This is a genomic window from Massilia oculi, from assembly GCF_003143515.1.
Taxonomy (GTDB): domain Bacteria; phylum Pseudomonadota; class Gammaproteobacteria; order Burkholderiales; family Burkholderiaceae_D; genus Telluria; species Telluria oculi.
On the sequence record NZ_CP029343.1, the window covers coordinates 3368958 to 3391372 of the forward strand.

General features: G+C 65.1%; 22 protein-coding genes. 11 read left to right on the forward strand and 11 right to left on the reverse strand.

Features of this window, described 5'->3' with window-relative positions; genetic code table 11:
- The first annotated feature begins 2 nt into the window (after window positions 1–2).
- The 3 genes from DIR46_RS15385 to DIR46_RS15395 all read left to right on the forward strand — a co-directional run bounded on the left by DIR46_RS15385 (window position 3) and on the right by DIR46_RS15395 (window position 3176).
- A complete protein-coding gene (locus DIR46_RS15385) occupies window positions 3–989 on the forward strand; it encodes a succinylglutamate desuccinylase (RefSeq protein ID WP_109346000.1) in 987 nt (328 codons plus the stop codon).
- Window positions 990–1079: 90 nt separating this feature from the next.
- Window positions 1080–2192, forward strand: coding sequence for an NADH:flavin oxidoreductase/NADH oxidase (locus tag DIR46_RS15390; protein WP_109346001.1), 1113 nt, complete (start codon window positions 1080–1082; stop codon window positions 2190–2192).
- Window positions 2193–2315: 123 nt separating this feature from the next.
- The gene (locus DIR46_RS15395) at window positions 2316–3176 is read left to right on the forward strand and encodes a head GIN domain-containing protein (RefSeq protein WP_109346002.1); all 861 of its coding nucleotides are present in this window, start codon (window positions 2316–2318) and stop codon (window positions 3174–3176) included.
- Between the two features lie 24 nt (window positions 3177–3200).
- On the opposite strand, the gene DIR46_RS15400 is transcribed toward DIR46_RS15395, so the two are convergent.
- On the reverse strand, window positions 3201–4391 hold the full coding sequence (locus DIR46_RS15400) for a globin domain-containing protein (protein WP_109346003.1): 1191 nt from the start codon (window positions 4389–4391) through the stop codon (window positions 3201–3203).
- A gap of 259 nt (window positions 4392–4650) precedes the next feature.
- Here DIR46_RS15400 and DIR46_RS15405 point away from each other — a divergent pair, with 259 nt between their 5' ends.
- Both DIR46_RS15405 and DIR46_RS15410 read left to right on the forward strand, forming a co-directional pair.
- On the forward strand, window positions 4651–6132 hold the full coding sequence (locus tag DIR46_RS15405; RefSeq protein WP_109346004.1) for an APC family permease: 1482 nt from the start codon (window positions 4651–4653) through the stop codon (window positions 6130–6132).
- A 13-nt stretch (window positions 6133–6145) separates the two neighbouring features.
- Window positions 6146–6820, forward strand: a complete 675-nt coding sequence (locus DIR46_RS15410; protein ID WP_109346005.1) for a CatA-like O-acetyltransferase — start codon at window positions 6146–6148, stop codon at window positions 6818–6820.
- Here the strand turns inward: DIR46_RS15410 and DIR46_RS15415 are convergent.
- From DIR46_RS15415 to DIR46_RS15430, 4 genes are all read right to left on the reverse strand, one after another.
- Window positions 6783–7877, reverse strand: coding sequence for an alpha/beta fold hydrolase (locus tag DIR46_RS15415; protein ID WP_109346006.1), 1095 nt, complete (start codon window positions 7875–7877; stop codon window positions 6783–6785). The two genes, DIR46_RS15410 and DIR46_RS15415, sit on opposite strands and share 38 nt — an antisense overlap.
- Before the next feature lie 161 nt (window positions 7878–8038).
- Complete coding sequence (locus DIR46_RS15420; RefSeq protein WP_109346007.1) at window positions 8039–10198, reverse strand: S46 family peptidase; 2160 nt, start codon at window positions 10196–10198, stop codon at window positions 8039–8041.
- Between the two features lie 143 nt (window positions 10199–10341).
- Window positions 10342–11607, reverse strand: coding sequence for a cardiolipin synthase (gene cls / locus DIR46_RS15425; RefSeq protein WP_109346008.1), 1266 nt, complete (start codon window positions 11605–11607; stop codon window positions 10342–10344).
- A gap of 81 nt (window positions 11608–11688) precedes the next feature.
- Complete coding sequence (locus tag DIR46_RS15430) at window positions 11689–11958, reverse strand: GlsB/YeaQ/YmgE family stress response membrane protein (RefSeq protein WP_005664749.1); 270 nt, start codon at window positions 11956–11958, stop codon at window positions 11689–11691.
- Window positions 11959–12246: 288 nt separating this feature from the next.
- Here DIR46_RS15430 and DIR46_RS15435 point away from each other — a divergent pair, with 288 nt between their 5' ends.
- The gene (locus DIR46_RS15435; RefSeq protein WP_109346009.1) at window positions 12247–13569 is read left to right on the forward strand and encodes a hypothetical protein; all 1323 of its coding nucleotides are present in this window, start codon (window positions 12247–12249) and stop codon (window positions 13567–13569) included.
- Between the two features lie 96 nt (window positions 13570–13665).
- On the opposite strand, the gene DIR46_RS15440 is transcribed toward DIR46_RS15435, so the two are convergent.
- From DIR46_RS15440 to DIR46_RS15450, 3 genes are read right to left on the reverse strand one after another with little or no spacing between them, the layout of a single operon-like run.
- Window positions 13666–14235: a YceI family protein gene (locus DIR46_RS15440; RefSeq protein WP_109346010.1), complete on the reverse strand. Its 570-nt coding sequence runs from the start codon at window positions 14233–14235 to the stop codon at window positions 13666–13668.
- Between the two features lie 37 nt (window positions 14236–14272).
- Window positions 14273–14827 (reverse strand): YceI family protein, encoded by a 555-nt coding sequence (locus tag DIR46_RS15445; RefSeq protein WP_109346011.1) that lies wholly within the window; start codon window positions 14825–14827, stop codon window positions 14273–14275.
- Window positions 14824–15372, reverse strand: a complete 549-nt coding sequence (locus DIR46_RS15450) for a cytochrome b (RefSeq protein ID WP_109346012.1) — start codon at window positions 15370–15372, stop codon at window positions 14824–14826. The genes DIR46_RS15445 and DIR46_RS15450 overlap by 4 nt, the downstream gene beginning before the upstream one ends.
- Before the next feature lie 219 nt (window positions 15373–15591).
- On the opposite strand from DIR46_RS15450, the gene DIR46_RS27285 reads away from it, so the two are divergent.
- Together DIR46_RS27285 and DIR46_RS27290 are read left to right on the forward strand one after the other, a co-directional pair.
- Window positions 15592–16581 carry a TonB-dependent receptor plug domain-containing protein gene (locus DIR46_RS27285; protein ID WP_229446268.1) on the forward strand — a complete coding sequence of 330 codons (990 nt, stop codon included), beginning with the start codon at window positions 15592–15594 and terminating at the stop codon, window positions 16579–16581.
- Window positions 16582–16617: 36 nt separating this feature from the next.
- Window positions 16618–17478 (forward strand): TonB-dependent receptor plug domain-containing protein, encoded by an 861-nt coding sequence (locus DIR46_RS27290; RefSeq protein WP_229446269.1) that lies wholly within the window; start codon window positions 16618–16620, stop codon window positions 17476–17478.
- A gap of 80 nt (window positions 17479–17558) precedes the next feature.
- Here the strand turns inward: DIR46_RS27290 and purB are convergent, their stop codons facing one another.
- Window positions 17559–18938, reverse strand: coding sequence for an adenylosuccinate lyase (gene purB, locus DIR46_RS15460; protein WP_109346013.1), 1380 nt, complete (start codon window positions 18936–18938; stop codon window positions 17559–17561).
- A 157-nt stretch (window positions 18939–19095) separates the two neighbouring features.
- Between purB and DIR46_RS15465 the strand changes: the two genes are divergently transcribed.
- Window positions 19096–19710: a glutathione S-transferase C-terminal domain-containing protein gene (locus DIR46_RS15465; RefSeq protein WP_109346014.1), complete on the forward strand. Its 615-nt coding sequence runs from the start codon at window positions 19096–19098 to the stop codon at window positions 19708–19710.
- A 14-nt stretch (window positions 19711–19724) separates the two neighbouring features.
- Entirely contained in the window at window positions 19725–20651 is a 927-nt protein-coding gene (locus DIR46_RS15470) for a PfkB family carbohydrate kinase (RefSeq protein ID WP_229446270.1), read from the forward strand.
- 75 nt (window positions 20652–20726) lie between these two features.
- Here DIR46_RS15470 and bfr read toward each other — a convergent pair whose 3' ends face one another.
- Together bfr and DIR46_RS15480 are read right to left on the reverse strand one after the other, a co-directional pair.
- Complete coding sequence (gene bfr, locus DIR46_RS15475; protein WP_109346016.1) at window positions 20727–21197, reverse strand: bacterioferritin; 471 nt, start codon at window positions 21195–21197, stop codon at window positions 20727–20729.
- Window positions 21198–21713: 516 nt separating this feature from the next.
- Window positions 21714–21923, reverse strand: coding sequence for a (2Fe-2S)-binding protein (locus DIR46_RS15480; RefSeq protein ID WP_109346017.1), 210 nt, complete (start codon window positions 21921–21923; stop codon window positions 21714–21716).
- Window positions 21924–22158: 235 nt separating this feature from the next.
- Between DIR46_RS15480 and DIR46_RS15485 the strand changes: the two genes are divergently transcribed.
- A complete protein-coding gene (locus tag DIR46_RS15485; RefSeq protein ID WP_109348042.1) occupies window positions 22159–22413 on the forward strand; it encodes a FeoA family protein in 255 nt (84 codons plus the stop codon).
- Window positions 22414–22415: the final 2 nt, after the last annotated feature.

Sequence of the window (22415 nt, forward strand, 5' to 3'; positions counted from 1 at the left end):
TCGTGAGCGCATTGCCTGAAGCAGTGCGCGCGCTGGCCGAGGCGGATTTCGCCTCGGTCGCGCAGCGCTTCGAAAGCGCCGGCTTCGCGGTCGCGCAGCCGGCGTCCGGCGTGCTGACCGTCAAGGCGGCGACGCCGGATGCCGGCCGTCCCAGCGTGCTGGTGTCGGTGGGCGTGCATGGCGACGAGACCGGACCGATCGAGATGGTCGCCTGGCTGGTCGAGGCGCTGTCGCATACGCCGGAGGCGCTGGCGGTGGACCTGATGCTGTGCGTCGGGAACATCGATGCCATCCGCCTGGGCAAGCGCTTCGTCGATGCGGACCTGAACCGGATGTTCCGTCTGGAGCGTGGTTCGCTGGCCGGCACTTTCGAAGCCGGCCGCGCCGACGTGCTGATCGACGTCACCCGCGCCTTCTTCGAAGGCAGCGGGCCGCAGCGCTGGCACCTCGACCTGCACACGGCGATCCGGCCTTCGCACTATCCGATGTTCGCGATCGTGCCGGAGCTGATCGAGGACCGGGCCCGCGAAAGCCTGATCGCGTGGATGGGCGAGGCCGGGATCCAGGCCATCATCATGAATCCGGCCTCCGCCGGCACCTACAGCTATTTCACGTCCGAGCATCTCGGCGCGGCCGGCACCACGGTCGAGCTGGGGCGGGTCGGCACGCTGGGGCAGAACGACCTGTCCCAGTTCGCCGATGCGTCGAAGGCGCTGGAGCGGCTGCTGCGCGGCCAGCCGGCCGGGGAAGCGAAGGTGGCGCCGCACGTGTTCGCGACGGCGCGTTCGATCATGAAGCTGTCCGATGCGTTCAGCATGCGCGTGGGCCGCGAGACCTGGAACTTCACGCCGATGAAGCGGGGGGAGGTGATCGCCTCCGACGGTGACACGGTCTATACGGTCGAGCACGACGAGGAACTGGTCGTGTTCCCGAACCCCGACGTGCGGGTAGGATTGCGCGCCGGGATCATGGTGGTGCGCATCGATTGACCGGAACGGGCTGCGGCCCGTTTTTTTTCGCGCCCTGCACGAATCGAGGGACCGGACTAGACTTGTCCTTCCCGACACGCAGGAGTCACCATGAGCAAGCTGTTTTCCCCGTATTCCCTCGGCTCGCTGGAGCTGTCCAACCGCATCGCCATCGCCCCGATGTGCCAGTACTCGGCCGTCGACGGCCTGCCCACCGACTGGCACATGATCCACCTCGGGGGCCTGGCCCTGTCCGGCGCTGCCTTGATGATCATCGAAGCCACCGCCGTCACACCCGAAGGCCGCATCTCGCCGGACGACCTGGGACTGTGGTCCGACGATCACGCCAGGGCCCTCGAACCGGTGATCGCCGCGATCCGCCGCCACTCCCCGATCAAGGTCGCGGTCCAGCTGGCCCACGCCGGCCGCAAGGCGTCGAGCGAGGTGCCGTGGGAAGGCGGCGCCAACATCCCGCCCGGCCAGCCGCGTGGCTGGCAGACCGAAGCCCCGTCCGCCGTGCCGCATGCCGACGGCGAGACCGTGCCGCTGGCGCTGGACGCCGCGGGCCTCGTGCGCGTGAAGGACGCCTTCGTGGCCGCCGCCCGCCGCGCCCAGGCGCTGGGCCTGGACGCGATCGAGCTGCACGGCGCCCATGGCTACCTGCTGCACCAGTTCCTGTCGCCGCTGGCCAACCACCGTGACGACGCGTACGGCGGTTCGCTGGAAAACCGCATGCGCTACCCGCTCGAGGTGCTGGCCGCCGTGCGCGCGGCAGTGCCGGGAATGACGGTGGGGATGCGCATCTCGGCCACCGACTGGGTCGATGGCGGCTGGGACCTGGAGCAGAGCGTGCGCTTCGCCCACGCGCTCAAGGCCCAGGGCTGCGACTTCATCCACGTCTCGACCGGCGGCATCTCGCCCTTCCAGCAGATCCCGCTGGGGCCGGGCTACCAGATCGCATTCGCGCAGCGCATCAAGCGCGAGACGGGCTTGCCGACCATCGGCGTGGGCCTGATCACCGAGGCGAGACAAGCCGAAGAGATTCTCCAGAACGACCAGGCCGACGTCATCGCCCTGGCGCGCGCCATGCTGTACGATCCGCGCTGGCCCTGGCATGCGGCGGCCGAGCTGGGCGACCAGGTGGTCGCGCCGCCGCAGTACTGGCGTTCGCAGCCGCGCGAGCACAAGGCGCTGTTCGGCGATACGCAGCTGGGCAAGCGCTGATCCGTTCGCGCCGTTTTTCTGCAGTCCAGCGCGGCTTTATTGCAGTTCATCGCATGCAAATGGCGATGGAACAGGGGCGTTGTTAGAGTGCCATCACTCGAACAACAACCTGATTGGACTGCCATGCGTACCCTCATCGCCCTTGCTTCCCTCGCAGCGCTCACCGGCTGCGCCATCATCGTCGCCCCAGGCGACGGCGATACCCGCGTCCATACCGCGTGGAGCAGCGATTCGAAGGAGGGCGACGGCGTCGCCGCGCGCGAACAGCGCGCCATTGGCGCGCTGCCTGTGCTGGACGTGAGCGGTTCGCTGCCGGTCGAGGTGCGCGTCGGTCCGTCGCCGTCGCTGGTGGTGGAGGCGGACAGCAACCTGCTGCCGCTGATCCGCACCGAGACCCAGGGCGACACCCTGCGCATCTATTCCGAGAAGAGCCTGCGCAGCAAGACGCCGCTGCGCATCGTGTACACCACGCCGCGCTTGAGTGAAGTGCGCGCCTCCGGCGCCACCCGTGTCGAGGTGAGCGAGCTGAATGGCGCGCCGCTCGACGTGAAGAGGAGCGGTTCGTCCGAAGTGCGCCTCGCGGGCAAGGTGGGCAACCTGAATGCGCGTTCCAGCGGCGCGGGGCTGCTGGACGCGAGCCGGCTGCAGAGCGACGGCATCGACGCGACCCTGTCGGGATCGAGCCGCATGCGCCTGGGGCAGGTAAAGGGCGATCATGCGCGCCTGGAGCTGAGCGGATCGAGCTCGCTTGACGCCAGCGGCGCGGTGCGCTCGCTGAGCGCCCGCGTGAGCGGCTCGGCCAGCGTCGACCTGGCCGACCTGAAAACCGAAGACGCCGACCTCGGCGCCAGCGGTTCGGGCGGCATCCGCGCCACCGTGAAGCAGTCGCTGTTCGCCCGCACCTCGGGCTCGGGCGGCATCCGCGTGTATGGCCACCCGGCCCAGCGCAGCATCACTGGCGACCGGGTGCACCTGCTCGATTGAGGAGCCTACCTCAGCAGGTAGGCTCTACAGCAGATTATCCAGCAGGTCCGGACCGAACACCTCGCGGTGCAGGCGGTTCGCCGGGGCGCCGTCTTGCAGCAGCGCATTCCACTGCGCCTGCATGAAAGGCAGCGGGCCGCACATATAGACGTTGGTCTCGCTGCGCGGCCACTTCGGCAGGCGCGCCAGGTCCATGAAGCCGGGCAGGGCGTCGGGCGCGCTGTCCTGTTCATGGAAAGTCACCACCTGCAGGTTCGGCATGCGCGCCTGGGCGGCGGCGATATCGCGCTGGTGCGGATGATGCTCGGGGCAGCGCGCGGCGTGCGCGAAGATCACGCGGCGCTGCGGATTGACAAGGGCGATGCGGTTGAGGGCGCCGATCATCGGCGTGATGCCCACGCCGGCCGACAGCAACACCACCGGATCGTCGGATTCGGTATCCGGCAAGAAGTCGCCAAACGGATGGCTGACCTGCAGGATGTCGCCCACTTCCACGTTACGGTGCAGCCAGTTCGACACGGCGCCGGCCGGGACGTTGTTGTTGCCTTCCTCGCGCTTGACCGAGATGCGCATCGAATCGACGCCGTACGCATCCGACAGGCTGTACTGGCGCAGCTGCCTGAACCCGTCGTCGAAGATCGCTTCCACGCTCACGTACTGGCCGGCCTTGAACGGCGGCAGCGGCTCGCCATCCTGCGGTACGAAGCGGATCGACAGCACGTTTTCGCTTTCGCGCACGACCTCCGTCACGCGCATCGGACGCAGATAGCCCGCTTCGATGCCGGCATCCGCATACAACTTCGTTTCGGCATCGATGAAGACCTTGGCCAGCGAGCCATAGGCTTCTTCCCATGCCTTCATCAGCGGGTCGACGGCGGCATCGCCCAGGGTCGACTTGATCGCGCCCAGCAGGTGGAAGCCGACGATCGGATAGTGGGCGGCGGTCAGGCCGACCGAGACGTGCTTGTGCACGATGCGGCTGACCACCGGGCCGAGGGCGGCGGCGTTGTCGATGTTGGCGGCGTAGGCGAACAGCGCCGAAGCGAGCGACTGCTGCTGCACGCCGCTGGCCTGGTTACCCATATTGAACAGGTTCCGCAGCTCCGGATGGGCCCTGAACATATTGGCGTAGAAGGTGGTCGTGATGGCCGGACCGTGCTGGCGCAGGACAGGAACCGAAGCGTCGATATAGGGGCGGGAAGCGGCAGAAATCATGGCGGGTCCTTATTAGATGCAATTAAAAAGCATGTTTTGGTGCTGAAAAAAGCCCGCCTGATGGTCTTCGCGTGCGGGCAACGGTAAGTGGACGGAAGAAATTCTATCAAAGATGCTTTGTAAATGCACCTTATTTGAACTCTTATTTTCAACTATTCATTGCGAGGGAGGCGGACTCCCCTATAATCGCAACTTCGTTTTTGAGACTGTTGAGCTGCGGCCGTCGCCGCGATCACTACCGCGCATCGAAGGACTCGCCGTGAACCAGACCCTGGGCCAGAAGCTGTTACGCACCAAATCGGCAGCACGCCATCACGAGGAAACCGCCAGCGTCGGCGTCGCCGGCGCCGTACCCGGCCTGCATCGTTCGCTCGGCCTGTTCCCCCTGACCATGATCGGCGTCGGCGCCACGATCGGCACCGGCATCTTCTTCACGATGGTCGAAGCGGTGCCGAAGGCCGGACCTGCGGTGGTGCTGTCCTTCCTGCTGGCGGCGCTCACCGCCGGCCTGACCGCGCTGTGCTACGCCGAACTGGCCGGCCGCGTCCCGGCCTCGGGTTCTTCGTATTCCTTCGCCTACGCCACCGTCGGCGAATTCGCGGCCTTCATCGTCGCCGCCTGCCTGCTGCTCGAATACGGGCTGGCGGCCAGCGCGACCTCGATCGGCTGGTCCGACTACCTGAACAACTTCCTGATGAATGCCTTCAACTGGCAGATACCGGAGCAGTTGCGTTCTCCGATGTTCGTCTCGGACCACCATAACGTGACCTTCCATCCGGGGAACATCAACCTGCCGCCGATCCTCCTGGTGATCATGTGCGGCTTCCTGCTGGTGCGCGGCGCCAGGGAGTCGGCCACCACCAATGCCATCATGGTGATCATCAAGCTGGCGATCCTGGTGTTCTTCGCCGCCATCGCCTTCACCGGCTTCAATGCCGACAACTTCCAGCCTTTCTTCAATACGAACGAGGCCTCGGGCTATGCCGGCATGGCCGGCGTGACCGCCGCCGCCGGCACCGTGTTCTTCTCCTTCATCGGCCTGGACACCATCGCCACCGCCGGCGAAGAAGTGAAGGACCCGCGCCGCAACGTACCGATCGGGATCCTGGCCGCCCTGATCATCGTGACCGTGTTCTACATGCTGGTCGCGGTGGCCGCCATGGGCGCCCAGCCGGCCCATCTGTTCGAGGGCCAGGAGGCCGGCCTGGCGGTGATCCTGCAGAACGTGACCGGCCAGGCCTGGCCGGCGCTGGTGCTGTCGCTAGGGGCGGTGGTGTCGGTGTTTTCGGTGACCCTAGTGACGATCTACGGCCAGACCCGCATCCTGTACGCGATCAGCCGCGACGGCCTGATCCCGCAGGTGTTCCAGAAGGTGAGCGCCCGCACCCAGGCGCCGGTGAAGAACACCATCATCGTGTGCGTGGTGGTGGGCCTGGTGGCCGGCAGCGTCGATTCCACCTTCCTGTGGGATATGGTGAGCATGGGCACACTGACCGCCTTCATGGTGGTCTCGATCGCGGTGCCGGTGATCCGCAAGCGCCAGGGAGCGGATGCGCCGCCGGGCTTCCGCGTGCCGTTCGGCCCTTACGTGATCCCGGGCCTGTCGGTGCTGGCCTGCCTGTACATCATGAAAGACCTGTCGCCGGCAACCTTCCGCGTGTTCTTCATCTGGATGGCGGTGGCGGTCGTGGCCTACTTCGCCTACGGCATGCGCAACAGCCGTCTGAACACGGCAAAGTAAGAAAGAGAACTGCGTGGACAAATTCGAACAGCGGCGCGACCGTTTCGCGCTGTTCGACGGCATGGACAGCCCGTCGGTCAACCTGTGCTTCCCGCTCGAATTGCCGGACTTCCGGCCCTGGTGCAAGGAGCAGGGCCTGGCGCCCTTCCACGTGCTGCTGTGCGCGGTGCTGCGCTCGGTCCTGAAGATCGAGAACTTCCGCTACCGCATCCACGACGACGAAGTGATCCGCATCGAGCGGCTGATTCCGTCGTTCACCGTCAGGAACCTCAACGACGACCTCAATTTCGCGACCTTCGACTGGTCCGACGACCTGCGCGAATTCGTCGCGCGCGGCCGCGCGGCCGGCGTCGAAGCGGCGAACATGACCGGGTTGAACCAGCATTACACCACCCTGTCGCCGCGCGACGCCAAGGACCAGGTGTTCGTCACCTGCATTCCCTGGCTCGAGTTCACGGCGATCCAGCATCCGACCACGCGCATCGGCCGTTCCGATATTCCCTCGCTGGCCTGGGGGCGCTTCCGCGACGGCCCAGCCGGCAAGCTCGTGCTGCCATTCTCGGTGCAGGCCCACCACGGCTTCGTCGACGGCTTCCACATCTACCAGCTGGGCCAGCAGGTAGCAAGCGAGCTGACGGCGATGATGCGTTCTACTGCGCCAGCGGCCGCACATACTCCAGCAGGCTGACCAGGGTCTTGCCCGGCTCTTCCCATGGCGCCATGTGCGCCGAACGCTCGAACCAGACCGCCCGCTTCGACGGCGCCTTCACCTGCGCCAGCCAGGCTTCAAGCGGTGCGGTCGGCGTCGTATAGTCGTGGCGGCCCAGGAACATCACGACGGGCACCGGGAATTCCTTCACCTTCGAGTAGTCGACCTCGACGAATTCCGGCAACAGGCGGCCCAGCGTGAGCAGGCTGCCGGCGTCGATGGCCTTGACCTGGTCCATCGTGTAGTCGGGCGAGAGCAGCGGGCCCTTGAAGAAATACGTCGATTCGCTGCGCCAGGCCGACAGCCCGCCGTAGTGCTGCGGCCACTTGCGCGCGGCCACGATGCGCTCGCGCGTGATCGGCTGGTTGCCGGGATAGGGCGCGATGGCCTGCAGCTCCTTCAATGCTTCCCTGTCGTCGTGGATGCGCGCCTGTTCCAGCGCATATTCGAAGCTGATGCGTTCATTTTCGCGCACGCTGATCACCTGGCCGATGCCGACGTAGGCGTGGAACAGGTCGGGACGTTTCAACGACGCCGCCATCGAGATCACGGTGCCCCAGCTGTGCGCCATCAGCACCAGCTTCTGCTGGCCGTAGCGCCCGCGCAGGTGTTCGGCGACCTCGATCAGGTCGTCGACGTAGCGCTCGATGCGGATCGTCTCGCCCACGATGGCGGGATCGGTCTCGCCATAGCTCTTGCCGGCGCCGCGCTGGTCGTAGTTGGCGACCGTGAAGAATTCCTCGATCGGGCGCTGGAACTGCCACATGGTCGGCGTGATGGGCGAGGCCGGGCCGCCGTGCACGAACAGGATCATCGGGTTGGCGCGGTCCTGGCCGCGCACATTGATCCATTGGTCGATGCCGCCGATGCGGGTTTTATAGGAATCCTGCACGCCGCGCGGCGCCACGATGCGCTGCAGGTCTTCGACCGCGGCGCGGGCGCCGGCCAGCCGCTTCGCGTCGATATTGTCCTGTGCGGCGGCGCTCCCGCACAGCATGCCCAGCGCGGCCAGGCAGCAGATCAGGGTGTTCTTCATCTCGCTCTCCCATCGTTTCGTGCATTCAGTCTAGCGAGCGCACAGCGCTCGGTCGCGGCGATCGCGACAGACGGGCAAATCCGGGGAATGACCGGTACAAAACCCCATGAAAAAGGCCGCGCCCCTTGCGGTGGCGCGGCCTTCGGAAGAGAAAAGAACGATTACAGCGCGTTCATCTCTTTCAGCAGATTATCCGCCTTGTCGACTTCCTTCATATTCCACAGCATGTAGCGGGTGTCGACCTGGATCGAGCGGGTCATGGCCTTGTTGAAGTCCCAGTCCGAGATGATCGAATCCAGGGTGCCGTCGAAGGCCAGGCCGATCAGCTCCCCTTTGGCGTTCAGCGCGGCCGAACCCGAGTTGCCGCCGGTGATGTCCAGCGTCGCCAGGAAGTTGACCGGCAGGGTCTTGAGCTTCGGATCGGCGTACTTGCCGAAGTTCTTCGCCTGGATCGCGGCCAGCTGGTTGTCCGGCGCATCGAATTCGCCTTCGCCGGTGTGCTTGGCGGTCACGCCCGACACGGTGGTGAAGGCGGTCCAGCCGGTGGTGCCGTCGGCGCCCACGTCGCGGCCGGCGATCTTGCCGAAGGTGACGCGCAAGGTGCTGTTGGCGTCCGGGTAGACGGCCTGGCCCTTGCTGTTCATGTAGGCGATCTTGGCCTTCATGTAGTTGCCGTAGGCTTGCTGGATCTTGCCGGCCGATTCCTCGCCTTTTTCCTCGTCCTTGATGTCGGCGTCGTACATCGCGACCGCGGCCTTGATGAAGCTGTCGTTCGAGGCCTTGAAGTCGGCCGGCGACTTCTTGAGCCAGGCGGTGCGCTCTTCCTTGCTGGCCAGCTTGGAACCGGCATAGATGCGGTCCAGCGCCGATTTCAGTTCGGCTTCGCTCATGCCCGGCTTGATGCCGAGGGCGGCGTCGAACGCCGCGTCATGCTCGGCGGCCGGCTGCGCGTTGTACTGCTTCAGGAAGTTCAGCACCAGCGCCTTGTCGACTTTTTCATCGTAGGTGCGGTCCTGGCCTTCGATCACCGAGGTCAGGCGCGGCAGGTCGCGGTCCTGGTAGCCGGTCTTGCGCTCGGTGTCCGGCTTGGCGCGCTCGTTGGCCAGGCGGTACAGCGTGCGCGCCGAGGTCAGGAACTTCGGCTGCGAATAGGTCAGGAAGAAGCCCTTCTTGGTGCCGGCGTCGCGCTCGGCGATCAGCTTCTCGGCCGCCTCGATGTCGGCGCCGTACTGCGCCTTGCGCGACGCATCGGCGTTCACCCAGGCCTTGAGCGCATTGTGCTCGGCGGTCTTGCGCTGCAAGAAGTCGCTGTTCTGGTAGGAGACCAGCATGCCCTTGCGGTTCTTGTAGTAGTTGTTCACGCCGGCGATCTGGCCGGCATATTTCAGGCGCGCGGCCGGGTCGTTCTTCGTTTCACGGTCGATGATGGCCAGGGTCTCGCCCGAGGCCTGCACGAAGGCCGGGTAGTTCCAGTCGAAGGTGAAGGCCACTTCGGACGGCAGGCGGTGGCGGTTGGTGCGGCCAGGGTAGCCCAGCACCATCACGAAGTCGCCTTCCTTGGCGTGGCCCTGCGCCAGCTTGATGACGTGCTTCGGCTTGTACGGCACGTTGTCCTTCGAGAACTCGGCCGATTTGCCTTCCTTGCTCACGTAGGCGCGGTAGAAGCCGTAGTCGCCGGTGTGGCGCGGCCACATCCAGTTGTCGGTGTCGCCGCCGAACTTGCCGACGCCGTCGGCCGGCGCGTGCACCAGGCGCACGTCGCGGATCTCGAGCTGCTTCAGGCGATAGAACTCCAGGCCGCCGTAGAAGCTGGCCACGGTGCAGCGGTAGCCGGCTTCCTGTTCGCAGGCCGCCACCAGGGTCTTCTGGTTCTTTTCGATGGCGTCGATGCGGGCCTTGCCGGTCAGCTTGGCGACTTCCGGTGTGATCACCTGGTTGCTGACGTTGGTGACCTCGTCGGTCACGAAGATGCGGCTGCCTGGCGAAGCCGGCAGTTCCTCGGCCATGGTCTTGGCCAGGAAGCCGTTCTTGAGCAGGTCGCGCTCCGGCGTCGAATTGACGGCGATGCTGTTGTAGACGCAGTGGTGGTTGGTGACCACCAGGCCTTGCGGCGACACGAAGGAAGCCGAGCAGCCGCCCAGGCTGACGATGGCGCCCATCGGGAATTCCGTCAGCTTGGTCAGGTTGGCCGGATCCAGCTTGAGGCCGGCGGCTTTCAGTTGCTTGGCCACTTGTGGCAGCTGTTGCGGCATCCACATGCCTTCGTCCGCGTGGGCGGCGAAGCTGCTCAGGATGGCGAGCGAGAGAAGAGTCTTTTTCATGCGCGTGATCTGGTTGGGAAGGGATACTCGGATTGGAAAGCGTCCATGAGTATCGTTAATCCCATGATGGATCGTCAACCGCTATTTCGAGTGCGCAATCAAAAACCCTTTGTTCGTCGAATGACCGTGTTTTGTTCCATTCGCTACAGTTGCTTGTCCACCAGCGATGCCGCCCAGGTCGTCAGGCGCTGCCACCACGACCGCTTGGCAAACTTATGCTCGGTCATCGGCGTGGCGCGGGCCCAGTCTTCCTCGTAGATCTCGCTCATCCGCGCGGCGAAGTCTTCGTCCATCACGTTCAGGTTGGCCTCGTCGTTGATGCTGAACGAGCGGTTGTCGAAGTTGGTCGAGCCGACCGACACCAGCAGCTTGTCGACGATCAGCGTCTTGACGTGGTACATGGTCGGCTTGTATTCCGAGATCTGCACGCCGGCATCGAGCAGTTCCGGCCAGCGGTCGCGCGAGGCGGCCTTGACCAGGTCCGAATCGATGATCGGGCCCGGCGTGATCAGGCGCACGCGCACGCCACGCTTGGCGGCCGCGATCAGGGTGCGGACGGTCAGGTCGTCCGGGACGAAATACGCTGCCGACAGATCGATCGTCTCGCGTGCGGCGGTGATCGACATCAGGTACATCAGGTGCATGCTCTCGCTGCCGCCGGTCGGTGAGCTCGAGAACATTTGCGCGGGCATCGTGCCCTTCGGCTCCAGCGCCGGGAAGTAGTCGGGGCCGTCGAGCACCACGCCGGTGGCCTTGAACCAGTTGTCGTTGAACACCGCCTGGATCTGTCCGACGACCGGGCCTTCCACGCGGAAGTGGCTGTCGCGCCAGTGTTCTTCGTCCTCGGCATTGCCGCGCCACTGGTCGGCGATGCCGACCCCGCCCGTGAAACCGATCTTGCCGTCGATGACCAGCAGCTTGCGGTGGGTGCGGTTGTTCATGCGCGCCAGCTTCCACCAGACCGGCTTGTGATAACGCTGCACGCGCACGCCGGCCTTCTTCATTTCGTCCACCAGCGCATTGTCCATCTTCATGCTGCCCATGAAGTCGAGCATGACGTGGACCTTCACGCCGGCGCGGGCGCGCTCGGACAGCGCTTCGGAAAATTCCTTGCCGATCGATTCCGACCAGTAGATATAGGTTTCCAGCGTGATCGACTTTTCCGCCTGGCGGATCGCGGCCAGCATGGCCGGGAAGATCTGGTCGCCATTGACCAGCACATCGACCTTGTTACCTTCGAGAATGGGCGGCCCCAGCAGGACCCCCATCGAGCGGCGGAATTGCGGGTCGCGGGTATCGTACTGCCGCGTCAGCTGCCGCTCGATCTGTTTTTCGCTCGGCATGAAGTTCAGCGCGAGGACGCCGAGTACCAGCGTCGCGGCGATCGTGATCAACACTGTCCAGAACATTTTTGAGCTCATCAATAAAACCACAGAGGAAAAAAAACCAACGCCGTGGCGTTGGTTTTTACGATTGACTACTCGATCGCATTAACGAACGCGGCCGCGACGCAGCAGGTTGACGATGGCCAGCAGGATTACCGCGCCCAGGAACGAGACCAGGAGCGAAGCGACGCTGAAGTCGTCCGAGTTGATGGTGCCGGTGCCGAACAGCGGCGACAGCAGCCAGCCGCCCAGGAAGGCGCCGACGATACCCACCACGACGTTAAGAATGATGCCCTGCTCTGCGTCGGTCTTCATGACCATGCTGGCGAGCCAGCCAAGGATGCCGCCGACGACGATCCAGATGATGAATAACATGGTGCTTCCTCCTCAAGTTGAAAGACATACCCCAGGCCCAACGAATGCCGTGACCATGGGAAAAAGTCTAAAGATGCTGCCCCATCAGGTCGGTGCGGCAACTCACGTTAGATAGCGTTTTTGCATCGCTGTTCATGCCCCGGTTCGCCGCCCCGGCGCAAATCTGCTCGTCTCCGCGCAGGGTGCGTCATCGAACAGAGCCATATGCGATCGGGGCATAAGGTGGACCTCCCTGGCAGCGCCGCTGCGACAGCGCCTGGCCACCCCAACTATCAGAAAGGATTCGTCATGAGCAGCTACGATACCAACCGTCAGACCCAGAACCAGCGCATGGTCACCGGCCTGTTCCCCGACCGCGCCAGCGCCGAGCGCGCCTATGGAACCGTGTCCGACCGCGGCTATGGCCGCGACGACGTCAACCTGATGATGTCCGACTCCACGCGCCAGACCCACTTCGCCGACAAGGATACGGAACTGGGCAGCAAGGCGGCAGAAGGCGCCGGCATCGGTGCGGGTATCGGTGGCACCATCGGAGCCGTGCTGGCCGGCATCGCCGCCGTGGGCACGACGCTGGTGCTGCCGGGCCTGGGTGTCGTGGTCGCAGGTCCCCTGGCGGCGGCCCTGGCCGGCGCGGGCGCGGGCGGCATCACCGGTGGTCTCATCGGCGCACTGATCGGCGCCGGCATTCCCGAAGAGCGCGCTGCGCACTACGAAGAAGGCATCAAGAACGGCGGTATCCTGATGGGCGTGCATGCGCGCTCCGATGAAGACGCGGCCCACATCCAGGAAAACTGGACCAAGCAGGGCGGCTCGCACGTGATCGGCGCCGGCCTGGGCATCGCTGGCGGCGCCGCGCTGGGCGCCACGGTCGGCACCGTTGCCGGTCCGATCGGCACCGTGGCCGGCGCCGTGGTTGGCGGCGTGGCGGGCGGCATCGCCGGCAAGGGCGTGGGCGAAGTGGTCAATCCGAAGGCCGGCGACGACCTGGCCGAACACCACCTGGCCAAGGGCGTGGGCGCCGGTTCCGGCGCGGCCGCCGGTGCCGCGGTCGGCGCCGTGGGCGGTCCGATCGGGATGGCGGCGGGCGCCGTGGTCGGCGGCCTGGCCGGCGGCGCGGCCGGCCGTGGCGTGGGCGAGGTCGTCAATCCGAAGTCCACCGACGAGCTGCACGACCACAACCTGGCGCAGGGCGTGGGCGCCGGCGGCGGCGCGACCGCGGGTGCGATCATCGGCGCCGCGGCCGGCCCACTCGGCGTGGCCGCGGGCGCGGCGATCGGCGGCCTGGCGGGCGGCGCGGCCGGCAAGGGCGTCGGCCACATGGTCAATCCGCACGAGGAAAACGAGTACTGGCGCACCCAGTACCAGACCCAGCCTTATTACACGCCGGGCTACACCTACGACGACTACGCGCCGGCCTATGCGCTGGGCTACAACAGCTACGGCAAATACGATGGCGGCTATGACGCCAACGAAAGCCACCTGGCCGGCGAATGGGAACGCTCGAAGGGCAACTCGCGCCTGAAGTGGGACCAGGCCAAGTCGGCGACCCGCGCCGGCTGGCACCGCGTCGAGCGCGCCATTCCGGGTGATTTCGATCGCGACGGCCGTTGATCGCACGCGTGGACGGCAAAGCCGTCCACGCTACTGGTGAAACGGAAAAAGCCCCGCCGGTTCGCGCCGGCGGGGCTTTTCATATGGCTCGATCGATCAGCGCTTGACGGCTTCGACCTGGATCGCCAGCTTCACTTCCGGCGAGAAGTTCGGCAGGCCGAAGCTGATGCCGAAGTCGTCGCGCTTGAAGGTGCCCACCACGTCGGCGCCGCAGGCTTCCTTCTTCAGCATCGGGTGCATGATGCACTTGAACTTGTTGATCTGCAGCGTCAGCGGCTTGGTCACGCCGTGCAGGGTCAGCTCGCCGTCGACCGAGGTCGGCACGTCGCCGGTGTACTTGATCGACTTCGACTTGAAGGTCGCGGTCGGGTACTTGGCGGCGTCGAAGATGTCCGGCTTCTTGGCGTGCTCGTTCATCTTGTCGTGGCCGAAGTCGATGCTGTTGATGTCGACGGTGATGTCCAGCGAGCCGGTCTTGGCTTCGCGGTCCAGGGTCACGGTGCCGCTCGACTTGTTGAACTTGCCGCGCCATACCGACAGGCCCATGTGGTCGGCTTCGAAACTCGGATAGGTGTGGTTCGGCTCGATGTCGTAGGTGACCGGCGCGGCGAAGGCGGTGCTGGCGGCGAGGGCGGCGGCGGCCGCGATCAGGTGCTTGATCTTCATGTGGTGATGTCCCTTGTGAGTGTGGTGGTGGTAAAACTTACGGCGCCGCGGTGACGCGGAACTTGATGACGACTTCATCGGCGACCATGCTCGTGTCCTTCCACTCGCCTTCGCCGATGTTGAAGGCCAGCCGCCTGATCGGCAGCTGTCCCTCGAATACCTGTTTGCCGCCTTCGGCCCTGACCGCGAGCGGGAAGGTGACGTCGGCGGTTTTTCCCTTCAGGGTCAGCTTGCCCGACACGTTCAGCTTGCCGGCGCCGGCCGGGGCAATGCTGGTGGACACGAAGCTGGCCTTCGGGAATTGCGCGGAATTGAACCATTCCTTCTTGGCGACTTCCTTGTTGTACATCGGGTCGCCGATGTCGAAGCTGGCGGTATTGATCGCGACGCTGGCTTTCGATGCGGCCGGCTTGGCCGCGTCGTAGTCGATGGCGGCGCTGAAGCTGCGGAACGGCGCCTCGACCGGCACGTTCATCTGCTTGAACACGGCCGAGACGCTGCTCTTGGCCGGATCGGTCTTGAGCGGGACGGCAATGGCGATGGCGCTGGCGCCGACCAGGGTCGCAACCAGCAAGGCCTTGAATGGTTTCATCGTTTTTCCTTCGGGGTAGGGATGGGGAGCATGCGCTGCATCACGCCGTCGCGGTCGACCAGCAGGTGCTTGAAGGCGGCCAGCACGTGCAGGGCGACCAGGCCGGCCAGCAGCATATTGAGCCAGTAGTGCACACCGCGCAGCACGGCGCGCAGCTCGGGATCGGGACCGATCAGCACCGGCAGCGGGATTTCGCCGAAATACACGACCGGGAAGCCGGCCGCCAGGCTGAAGAAATATCCCGACAGCGGCACCGCGAACATCAGCACGTACAGCAGGACGTGCAGGCCGTGGGCGGCGCCGCGCTGCCAGGCCGGCATGTCGTCGACGTATCGCGGCGGGTGGTTGAACAGGCGCCACAGAAGGCGCAGCGCGGCCAGGCCGAGCACGGTCACGCCGGCCCATTTGTGCCAATTGGTGTAGCGGATCTTGGCCATGCTGATACCCTGGATATCGGTCATGACCAGGCCAAGCGTGAACGTGCCGATGATGGCGATGGCGATCAGCCAGTGCAGCACGATTGCGGGCATCGTATAACGGCGCATATTGTCTCTAGGTAACTAGTACGAGTTAGAACTAACCAACTATAGCAAAAAAGCGGTCACCGTGCTGCAGAGCTCGAATTTCTGTCGCAAACACTAGCACGGACTTGTGAAAGATGCACCATCGGGCTCGGCAGAATGTAAAATTCGGTCATGAGCGCATTTATTAAATATTGCTACCGGCATATTTTGTTGGCCACGGGTACGGTTGTGTCGTTGTCCATGCCTGCCGTTGCCGCCGCTGGCGGGCAGGACGACCTGGCCGACCTGTCGATCGAAGAGCTGGCCAATATCCAGGTGACTTCCGTCTCGAAGCGCCCCGAGCGCCTGCAGGATGCGCCGGCCGCGGTGTTCGTGATCACGGGCGACGACATCCGCCGTTCCGGCGCCGATTCGCTGCCCGAGGCGCTGCGGCTGGCGCCCAATCTGCACGTGGCGCGCATCAACGGCTACGCCTATTCCATCAGCGCGCGCGGCCAGAACAGCGGCGGCAGTGTCTTGTCCAACAAGCTGCTGGTGCTGATCGACGGCCGCACGGTCTACACACCGCTGTTCGCCGGCGTGTTCTGGGATGCGCAGGACGTGCTGCTCGAAGACATCGAGCGCATCGAAGTGGTCAGCGGGCCGGGCGGCGTGGTATGGGGCTTGAACGCGGTGAACGGCGTCATCAACATCACGACCCGTTCCGCGCGCGACACGCAGGGCGGCATGCTGGCGCTGCAGGGCGCCAGCGACGGCAGCGGGGGCGCCGCCTTCCGCCAGGGCGGCACGAGCGCCGGCGGCGTCGCCTGGCGCGTTTTCGGCAAGACGACCCGTCGCAGCGACAGCGACCGCATCGAAGGCGGGCGCATCGACGACAGTCACCGGCGCGCGATGGCCGGGGTGCGCGCCGACTGGGAGCAGGGGAGCGATCGTTATTCGGTCGTCGGCAATGTCTACCAGGGCCGGCTCGACCAGCCTCAGCCCGGCGAAATCGCGGTGCCCCGCGGTCCCACCGAGCTCGGCCGGGTACGCTCGGACGGCGCCAACCTGACCGCGCGCTGGCGGCGCGCCCTGGAAGGCGGCGGCGACATCGCCGTGCAGGCCTATCTCGATCACACGGTGCGCGAATCGCCGCCGCTGTTTTCCGAACGCCTGACCACCGCCGACGTGCAGTTCCAGCACACCTTGCCGGCCGCCGGCCGCCATGGCGTCGTATGGGGCGCCAACTAACGCCAGACGCGCGACCGGGTCGGCAACAGCCAATGGGTGGCCTTCCTGCCGGCCGATACCAACCAGCGGTGGGGCAGCCTGTTCGTGCAAGACGAGATCGCGCTGGACGACGCCTGGCGCCTGACATTGGGCGGACGCGCCGAATACAATCATTACACCGGCGTCGAATGGCTGCCGAGCGCGCGCCTGTCATGGCGCATGTCGCCGCAGCACGCCTTCTGGGCGTCGGCGGCGCGCACCGTGCGCGCCCCCGCACGGCTCGACGCCGACGCCTGGGTGCCTGGCCAGCCGCCATTCATCCTGCGCGGCGGGCCAACGGTGCGCAGCGAAGTGGCGCGCGTCATCGAACTGGGCGTGCGCGGCCAGCCGACGGCGGCGCTGTCGTATTCGGTCACGCTGTTCCATACCGATTACGACCACCTGCGCACGCAGGAACTCGATCCCACGCGCAGCTACCTGGTGTTCGCCAACCTGATGGAAGGCCATGCCAGCGGCATCGAAGCCTGGGGCAGCTGGCAGCCGATGCCGCGCTGGCGCCTGTCGGGCGGCTGGACCGCGCTGCGCCAGCGCCTGGCCCTGAAACCGGGCGGCAACGACGCGGCGCGCCTGGAGACGGCACGGCGCGATCCCTCGCACACCCTGCAGCTGCGCTCGAGCTACAACATCGACGATGCGCGCGAGGTCGACGTCACGGTGCGCCGGGTGGGCGACATGCCGGCGTCACGGGTGCAGTCATACACGGCGCTCGACGCGCGCTTCGGCTGGCGGGTGCGGCCGGGACTGGCGCTGTCGGTGTACGGGGAAAACCTGAACGGCGGGCATGCGGAGTTTGGCTCCAGCACGTACTTGGCGGAATTCGAGCGCCGGGTGGGCGTCAGGGTGAGGTGGGATTATTGAGCGCAGCGCAGGGGCCGTTCTTTTGTCGGCCCCTGAACGTCGTTCCCGCCTTCGCGGGAACGACGTGCTGAGGGTAACGCCTAGATGTCGGCCGCCAGCTTTGCCGCCAGCCCGGTGTAGTTCGCCGGCGTCATCGCCAGCATCAGGTCCTTGGCTTCCTGCGGCACGGCCAGCGTTTCGATGAACTCGCGCAGCGCTTCGCGGGTGATGCCCTTGCCGCGGGTGAGTTCCTTCAGCTGTTCGTACGGGTTGGCGATGCCGTAGCGGCGCATCACGGTCTGCACCGGCTCGGCCAGCACTTCCCAGTTCGCGTCCAGGTCCTGCTCCAGGCGGGCGGCGTTCACCTCCAGCTTGTTCAGGCCGCGCAGGCAGCTGTCGTAGGCCAGCAGGGCGTAGCCGAAGCCGACGCCGATATTGCGCAGCACCGTCGAATCGGTCAGGTCGCGCTGCATGCGCGAGACCGGCAGCTTGTCGGCCATGTGGCGCAGCACCGAATTGGCCAGGCCCAGGTTGCCCTCCGAGTTCTCGAAGTCGATCGGGTTGACCTTGTGCGGCATGGTCGACGAACCGATCTCGCCAGCCTTCAGCTTCTGCTTGAAATAGCCCAGCGAGACGTAGGTCCAGATGTCGCGGTTCAGGTCGAGCAGGATGGTGTTGGTGCGCGCGATGGCGTCGAACATCTCGGCCATGTAGTCGTGCGGCTCGATCTGGATCGTGTACGGATTGAAGGTCAGGCCCAGGCGCTGTTCGATCACGTTCTTCGAGAAGGTCGGCCAGTCGAATTCCGGATAGGCCGACAGGTGGGCGTTGTAGTTGCCTACCGCGCCATTCATCTTGCCCAGGATCTCGACGTCGGCGATGCGGCGGACGGCGCGCTGCAAGCGCGCGACCACGTTGGCGAATTCCTTGCCCAGCGTCGTCGGGCTGGCGGTCTGGCCGTGGGTGCGCGACAGCATCGGCAGCGCCGCGTTGGCGTGGGCGATCTCGGTCAGTTTCGCGATGATCGCCTGCAGGGCCGGCAGCAGCACGCCGTCGCGCGCGCTTTTCAGCATCATGCCGTGCGAGGTGTTGTTGATGTCTTCCGAGGTGCAGGCGAAGTGGATGAATTCGCTGGCCGCGACCAGCTCCGGCACGTCCTTGACCTGTTCCTTGAGCCAGTACTCGACCGCCTTGACGTCATGGTTGGTGACCGCCTCGATTTCCTTGATGCGGGCGGCATCCTTTTCGCTGAAGTTCGCCGCCATCTGGTCGAGGTGAGCGATCGCTTGCGCGGAAAACGGCTTGATCTCGGCAAAGCCGGCCTGCGACAGCGCCTGCAGCCACGCGATCTCGACCTTCACACGGTGGTGCATGAAACCCGTTTCCGACAGGATCGGGCGCAGCTTGTCGGTTTTCGAAGCGTAACGGCCGTCGAGCGGGGACAGGGCCGACAAGGTAGGGGACAGGGCGGTAGAGGTCATGGCAGCAGTGGCGGTCAAAAACGCGGATTTTACCACCGGACGGGCGGCGAACCCTTGCGCATGCCGCGGTGCGCGAGTGTGTTGGGGCGGCGACAGCGCAGGTTTCGCGGCAGGGCCCGATGCTATACTGGGTTTCAATTCCCAACTGCGACCTCCCATGAAACTCATCGGTTCTGTCACCAGCCCCTACGTCCGCAAGGTCCGTGTCGTGATGGCGGATAAAAAACTCGATTATTCCTTTATCCAGGAGAATGTCTGGGCCGCCGACACCACCATCCAGCAAACGAATCCGCTGGGCAAGGTGCCATGCCTGGTGATGGAAGACGGCAGCACCCTGTACGACTCGCGCGTGATCGCCGAATACCTCGACACGCTCACCCCGGTCTGCAAGCTGCTGCCGCCTAACGGCCGCGACCGGGCCGAGGTCAAGGTATGGGAAGCCCTGGCCGACGGCGTGCTCGACGCCGCCGTGCTGGTGCGCCTGGAAACCACCTTGCGTCCCGAGGCGCAGCAAAGCCCCGAGTGGATCGCCCGCCAGTGGGGCAAGGTGCATGCCGGCCTGCGCGTGATGTCCGAGCGCCTCGGCGAGTCAAGCTTCTGCGCCGGCAACCACTATTCGCTGGCCGACGTCGCCGTCGGCTGCGCCCTTGGCTGGATCGGCTTCCGCTTCCCCGACATCGACTGGCGCGGCGACTATCCGAACCTGGCTCGCCTGTTCGACAAGCTGTCCGAACGCCAGTCGTTCAAGGACACCGTTCCCGTCCTCGCATGAACGGCGTGCCGGGCATGTCCACCGCCGTGGTGTTCGGCGAGGCGCTGGTCGACGATTTCCAGCCCGAGCAGGTCGTCGGCGGGGCGCCGTTCAACGTGGCGCGCCACCTGGCCGCCTTCATGGCGCCGGTCCTGGCCATCACCCGCATCGGCGACGACAGGAGCGGCCAGCTGGTGCGCGCCGAGTTCGAGCGCTTCGCCATGAGCGAGGCCGGGCTGCAGCGCGACCCGCTGGAAGAAACCGGCCGCGTGCTGGTCGAGCGCGGCCCGCGCGGCCACCGCTTCACGATCCTGCCGAACCAGGCCTATGATTTCATCGACCGCGCCGCGGCGGTGGCGAGCGTGGAAGGCGTTACGCCGGGCATCGTCTATTTCGGGATGCTGGCCCAGCGCCACGAGGCGTCGCGCGGCGCTTTGAGCGCCGTACTGGATGGCGCCGCCGGCACGGCGACGCGCTTTCTCGACCTGAACCTGCGCGACGGCCAGTACGACGAGCGCGGCGTCACCCGCTCGCTGCAGGCGGCGAACATCGTCAAGGTCAACGAAGAAGAATTGCAGGCGCTGTTCGGCTGGTATTTCCAGATCAAGCCCGACGATCCGCCGCTGGCGGCCGACGCGGTCCACGCCTCGTGCCAGGCATTGCTCAAGATGTTCTCGCTCGACGCCCTGATCGTGACCCTGGGCCACCGCGGCTCGGCGTACTTCGACAGCGAGGGCCGGGTCCTGACCCAGCGCGACCATCCGGCCCCGCCGTTCGTGATCGATACGGTGGGGGCGGGCGACGCCTTCGCGGCGATCTTCCTGCTGGGACGGATGCGCGGCTGGCCGCTCGAGACGAGTCTGGCGCGCGCGAACGAATTCGCCGGCGCGATCTGCGCGATTCCCGGCGCGGTGCCGAGGGATATGGGGTTCTACGACAAGTGGATGACGCGCTGGCGCTGAGGGCCAGGGCGGGACACAATGCAACAGGGCCGGCGCAAGCCGGCCCAGGTTGATCACGACGCGATCATGCCGCGATCACGAAGCGATCTGGCTCTGCAGGTAATTCTGGATGCCGACCTTGACGATCAGGTCGAGCTGGGTTTCCAGCCACTCGATGTGCTCTTCGGTGTCTTCCAGGATCATCAGGAACAGGTCGCGCGACACGTAGTCGGCGGCCGCTTCGCAGGCGGCGATGCCTTCCTTGACGGTCACTTGCGCGCCGCGTTCCAGCTTCAGATCGCATTCCAGCATTTCCTGCGTCGATTCGCCGATCATCAGTTTGTGCAGCGCCTGCAGGTTCGGCAGGCCGTCCAGCATCAGGATGCGGTCGATCAGCTTGTCGGCATGCTTCATTTCGCCGATCGATTCTTCGTATTCCTTTTTACCCAGTTTTTCCAGGCCCCAATGGCGGTACATGCGCGCATGCAGGAAATACTGGTTGATTGCGGTGAGTTCGTTGGTCAGCTGTGCGTTCAGCAGACGGAGAACGTTTTGATCGCCTTTCATTGGAGTGCCCCTGATAATTTTGAATGGCCTCAATGATAGCAAACAAGCCAGCGCAATATGCCCTCAAAAGGGACAAAATTGCCTAAAAAAGCGCGCTAAATCGAAGAAAAAGCCACAAATTGGGGCGTAATAAAAACCGTTCTCACTCCACGTTGATAACGCTTCTCGCTACCGCGAAAAGGAAATCAGAACGCTTCTCGTTTTACCGCTCCCGGCATCATCCATGGCTTTATTTACCGCATTGAAAACCTTGAATCACGGTCTTGCCGTCGCTGCGCCCGGATATCCCGGCGCGGGCGGTGAGGATGATCATCGGCGTCGCGTTACCGGCTCCGCGCAGGCTGCGCAGCAGGGACAGGCCCTATTCGCCGGCCAGGCCGAGGTCGGGCAGGATGGTCATGGGCTTACCGGAGAGTTTCGACCGGCCAGTACAGCCAGCGGCGGTTTGACCGCTTTTCAAGACCCGAGGAAGAACAACGCGCCGCGGCCTGGCGGGGCAGGCCGTATGCTGGCGAGTCAGGCCGTTTGCGGAAGGCGGCGCACTTCGGTGATGGTGGTCTTGCTGTCGAGATGGGTATGCAGGACTTCGCGTGCGTAGCTGACGCAGGTGCCGCACATGGTGCCGACGCCGAGTTCCTTGCGCAATTCGGCGATCGACGAGATGCCCAGGTCGACGGCCTGGCGGATTTCACGGTCGGAGATGTTGTTGCAGACGCAGACGATCATCGGAGCTACCCTTGCTAATTACACTAGAAAAATGCGAATCATTCTCATTTGCGTTGGTATTTTCTGTAAACTCGGCCACGAAAGCAAGCGAATTCTGCGAACTGTTTGCACTATTTTTGCGCTTTCCGGCCTGGCAATGACAAGCTGCAAATAGTAATAGTTCGCATTTAGGTTTATGATGACGGCATCATTCTTGTCGCTGTCTCATAAGCGCAACAACCACCTGGAAGCTGCCATGACCCTAGCCCCCACCCTGTCCACACTCGACTCGCTGAAAGCGGGCCAGAGTGCCACCGTAGTCCAGCTGGCGCCGCATGCGCAGGGCGGTGTCGATGTCCAGCGCCGCCTGATGGAGCTGGGCTTCGTGCCGGGCGAGCGCATCCGCGTGCTCAAGCGCGTGCTGGGCGGTCCGCTGGCGGTCAAGGTCGGCGAGTCGACCTTCGCGCTGCGCCGCTTCGAAGCGGCCCTCGTCTCGATCAAGGCGGATTGAGC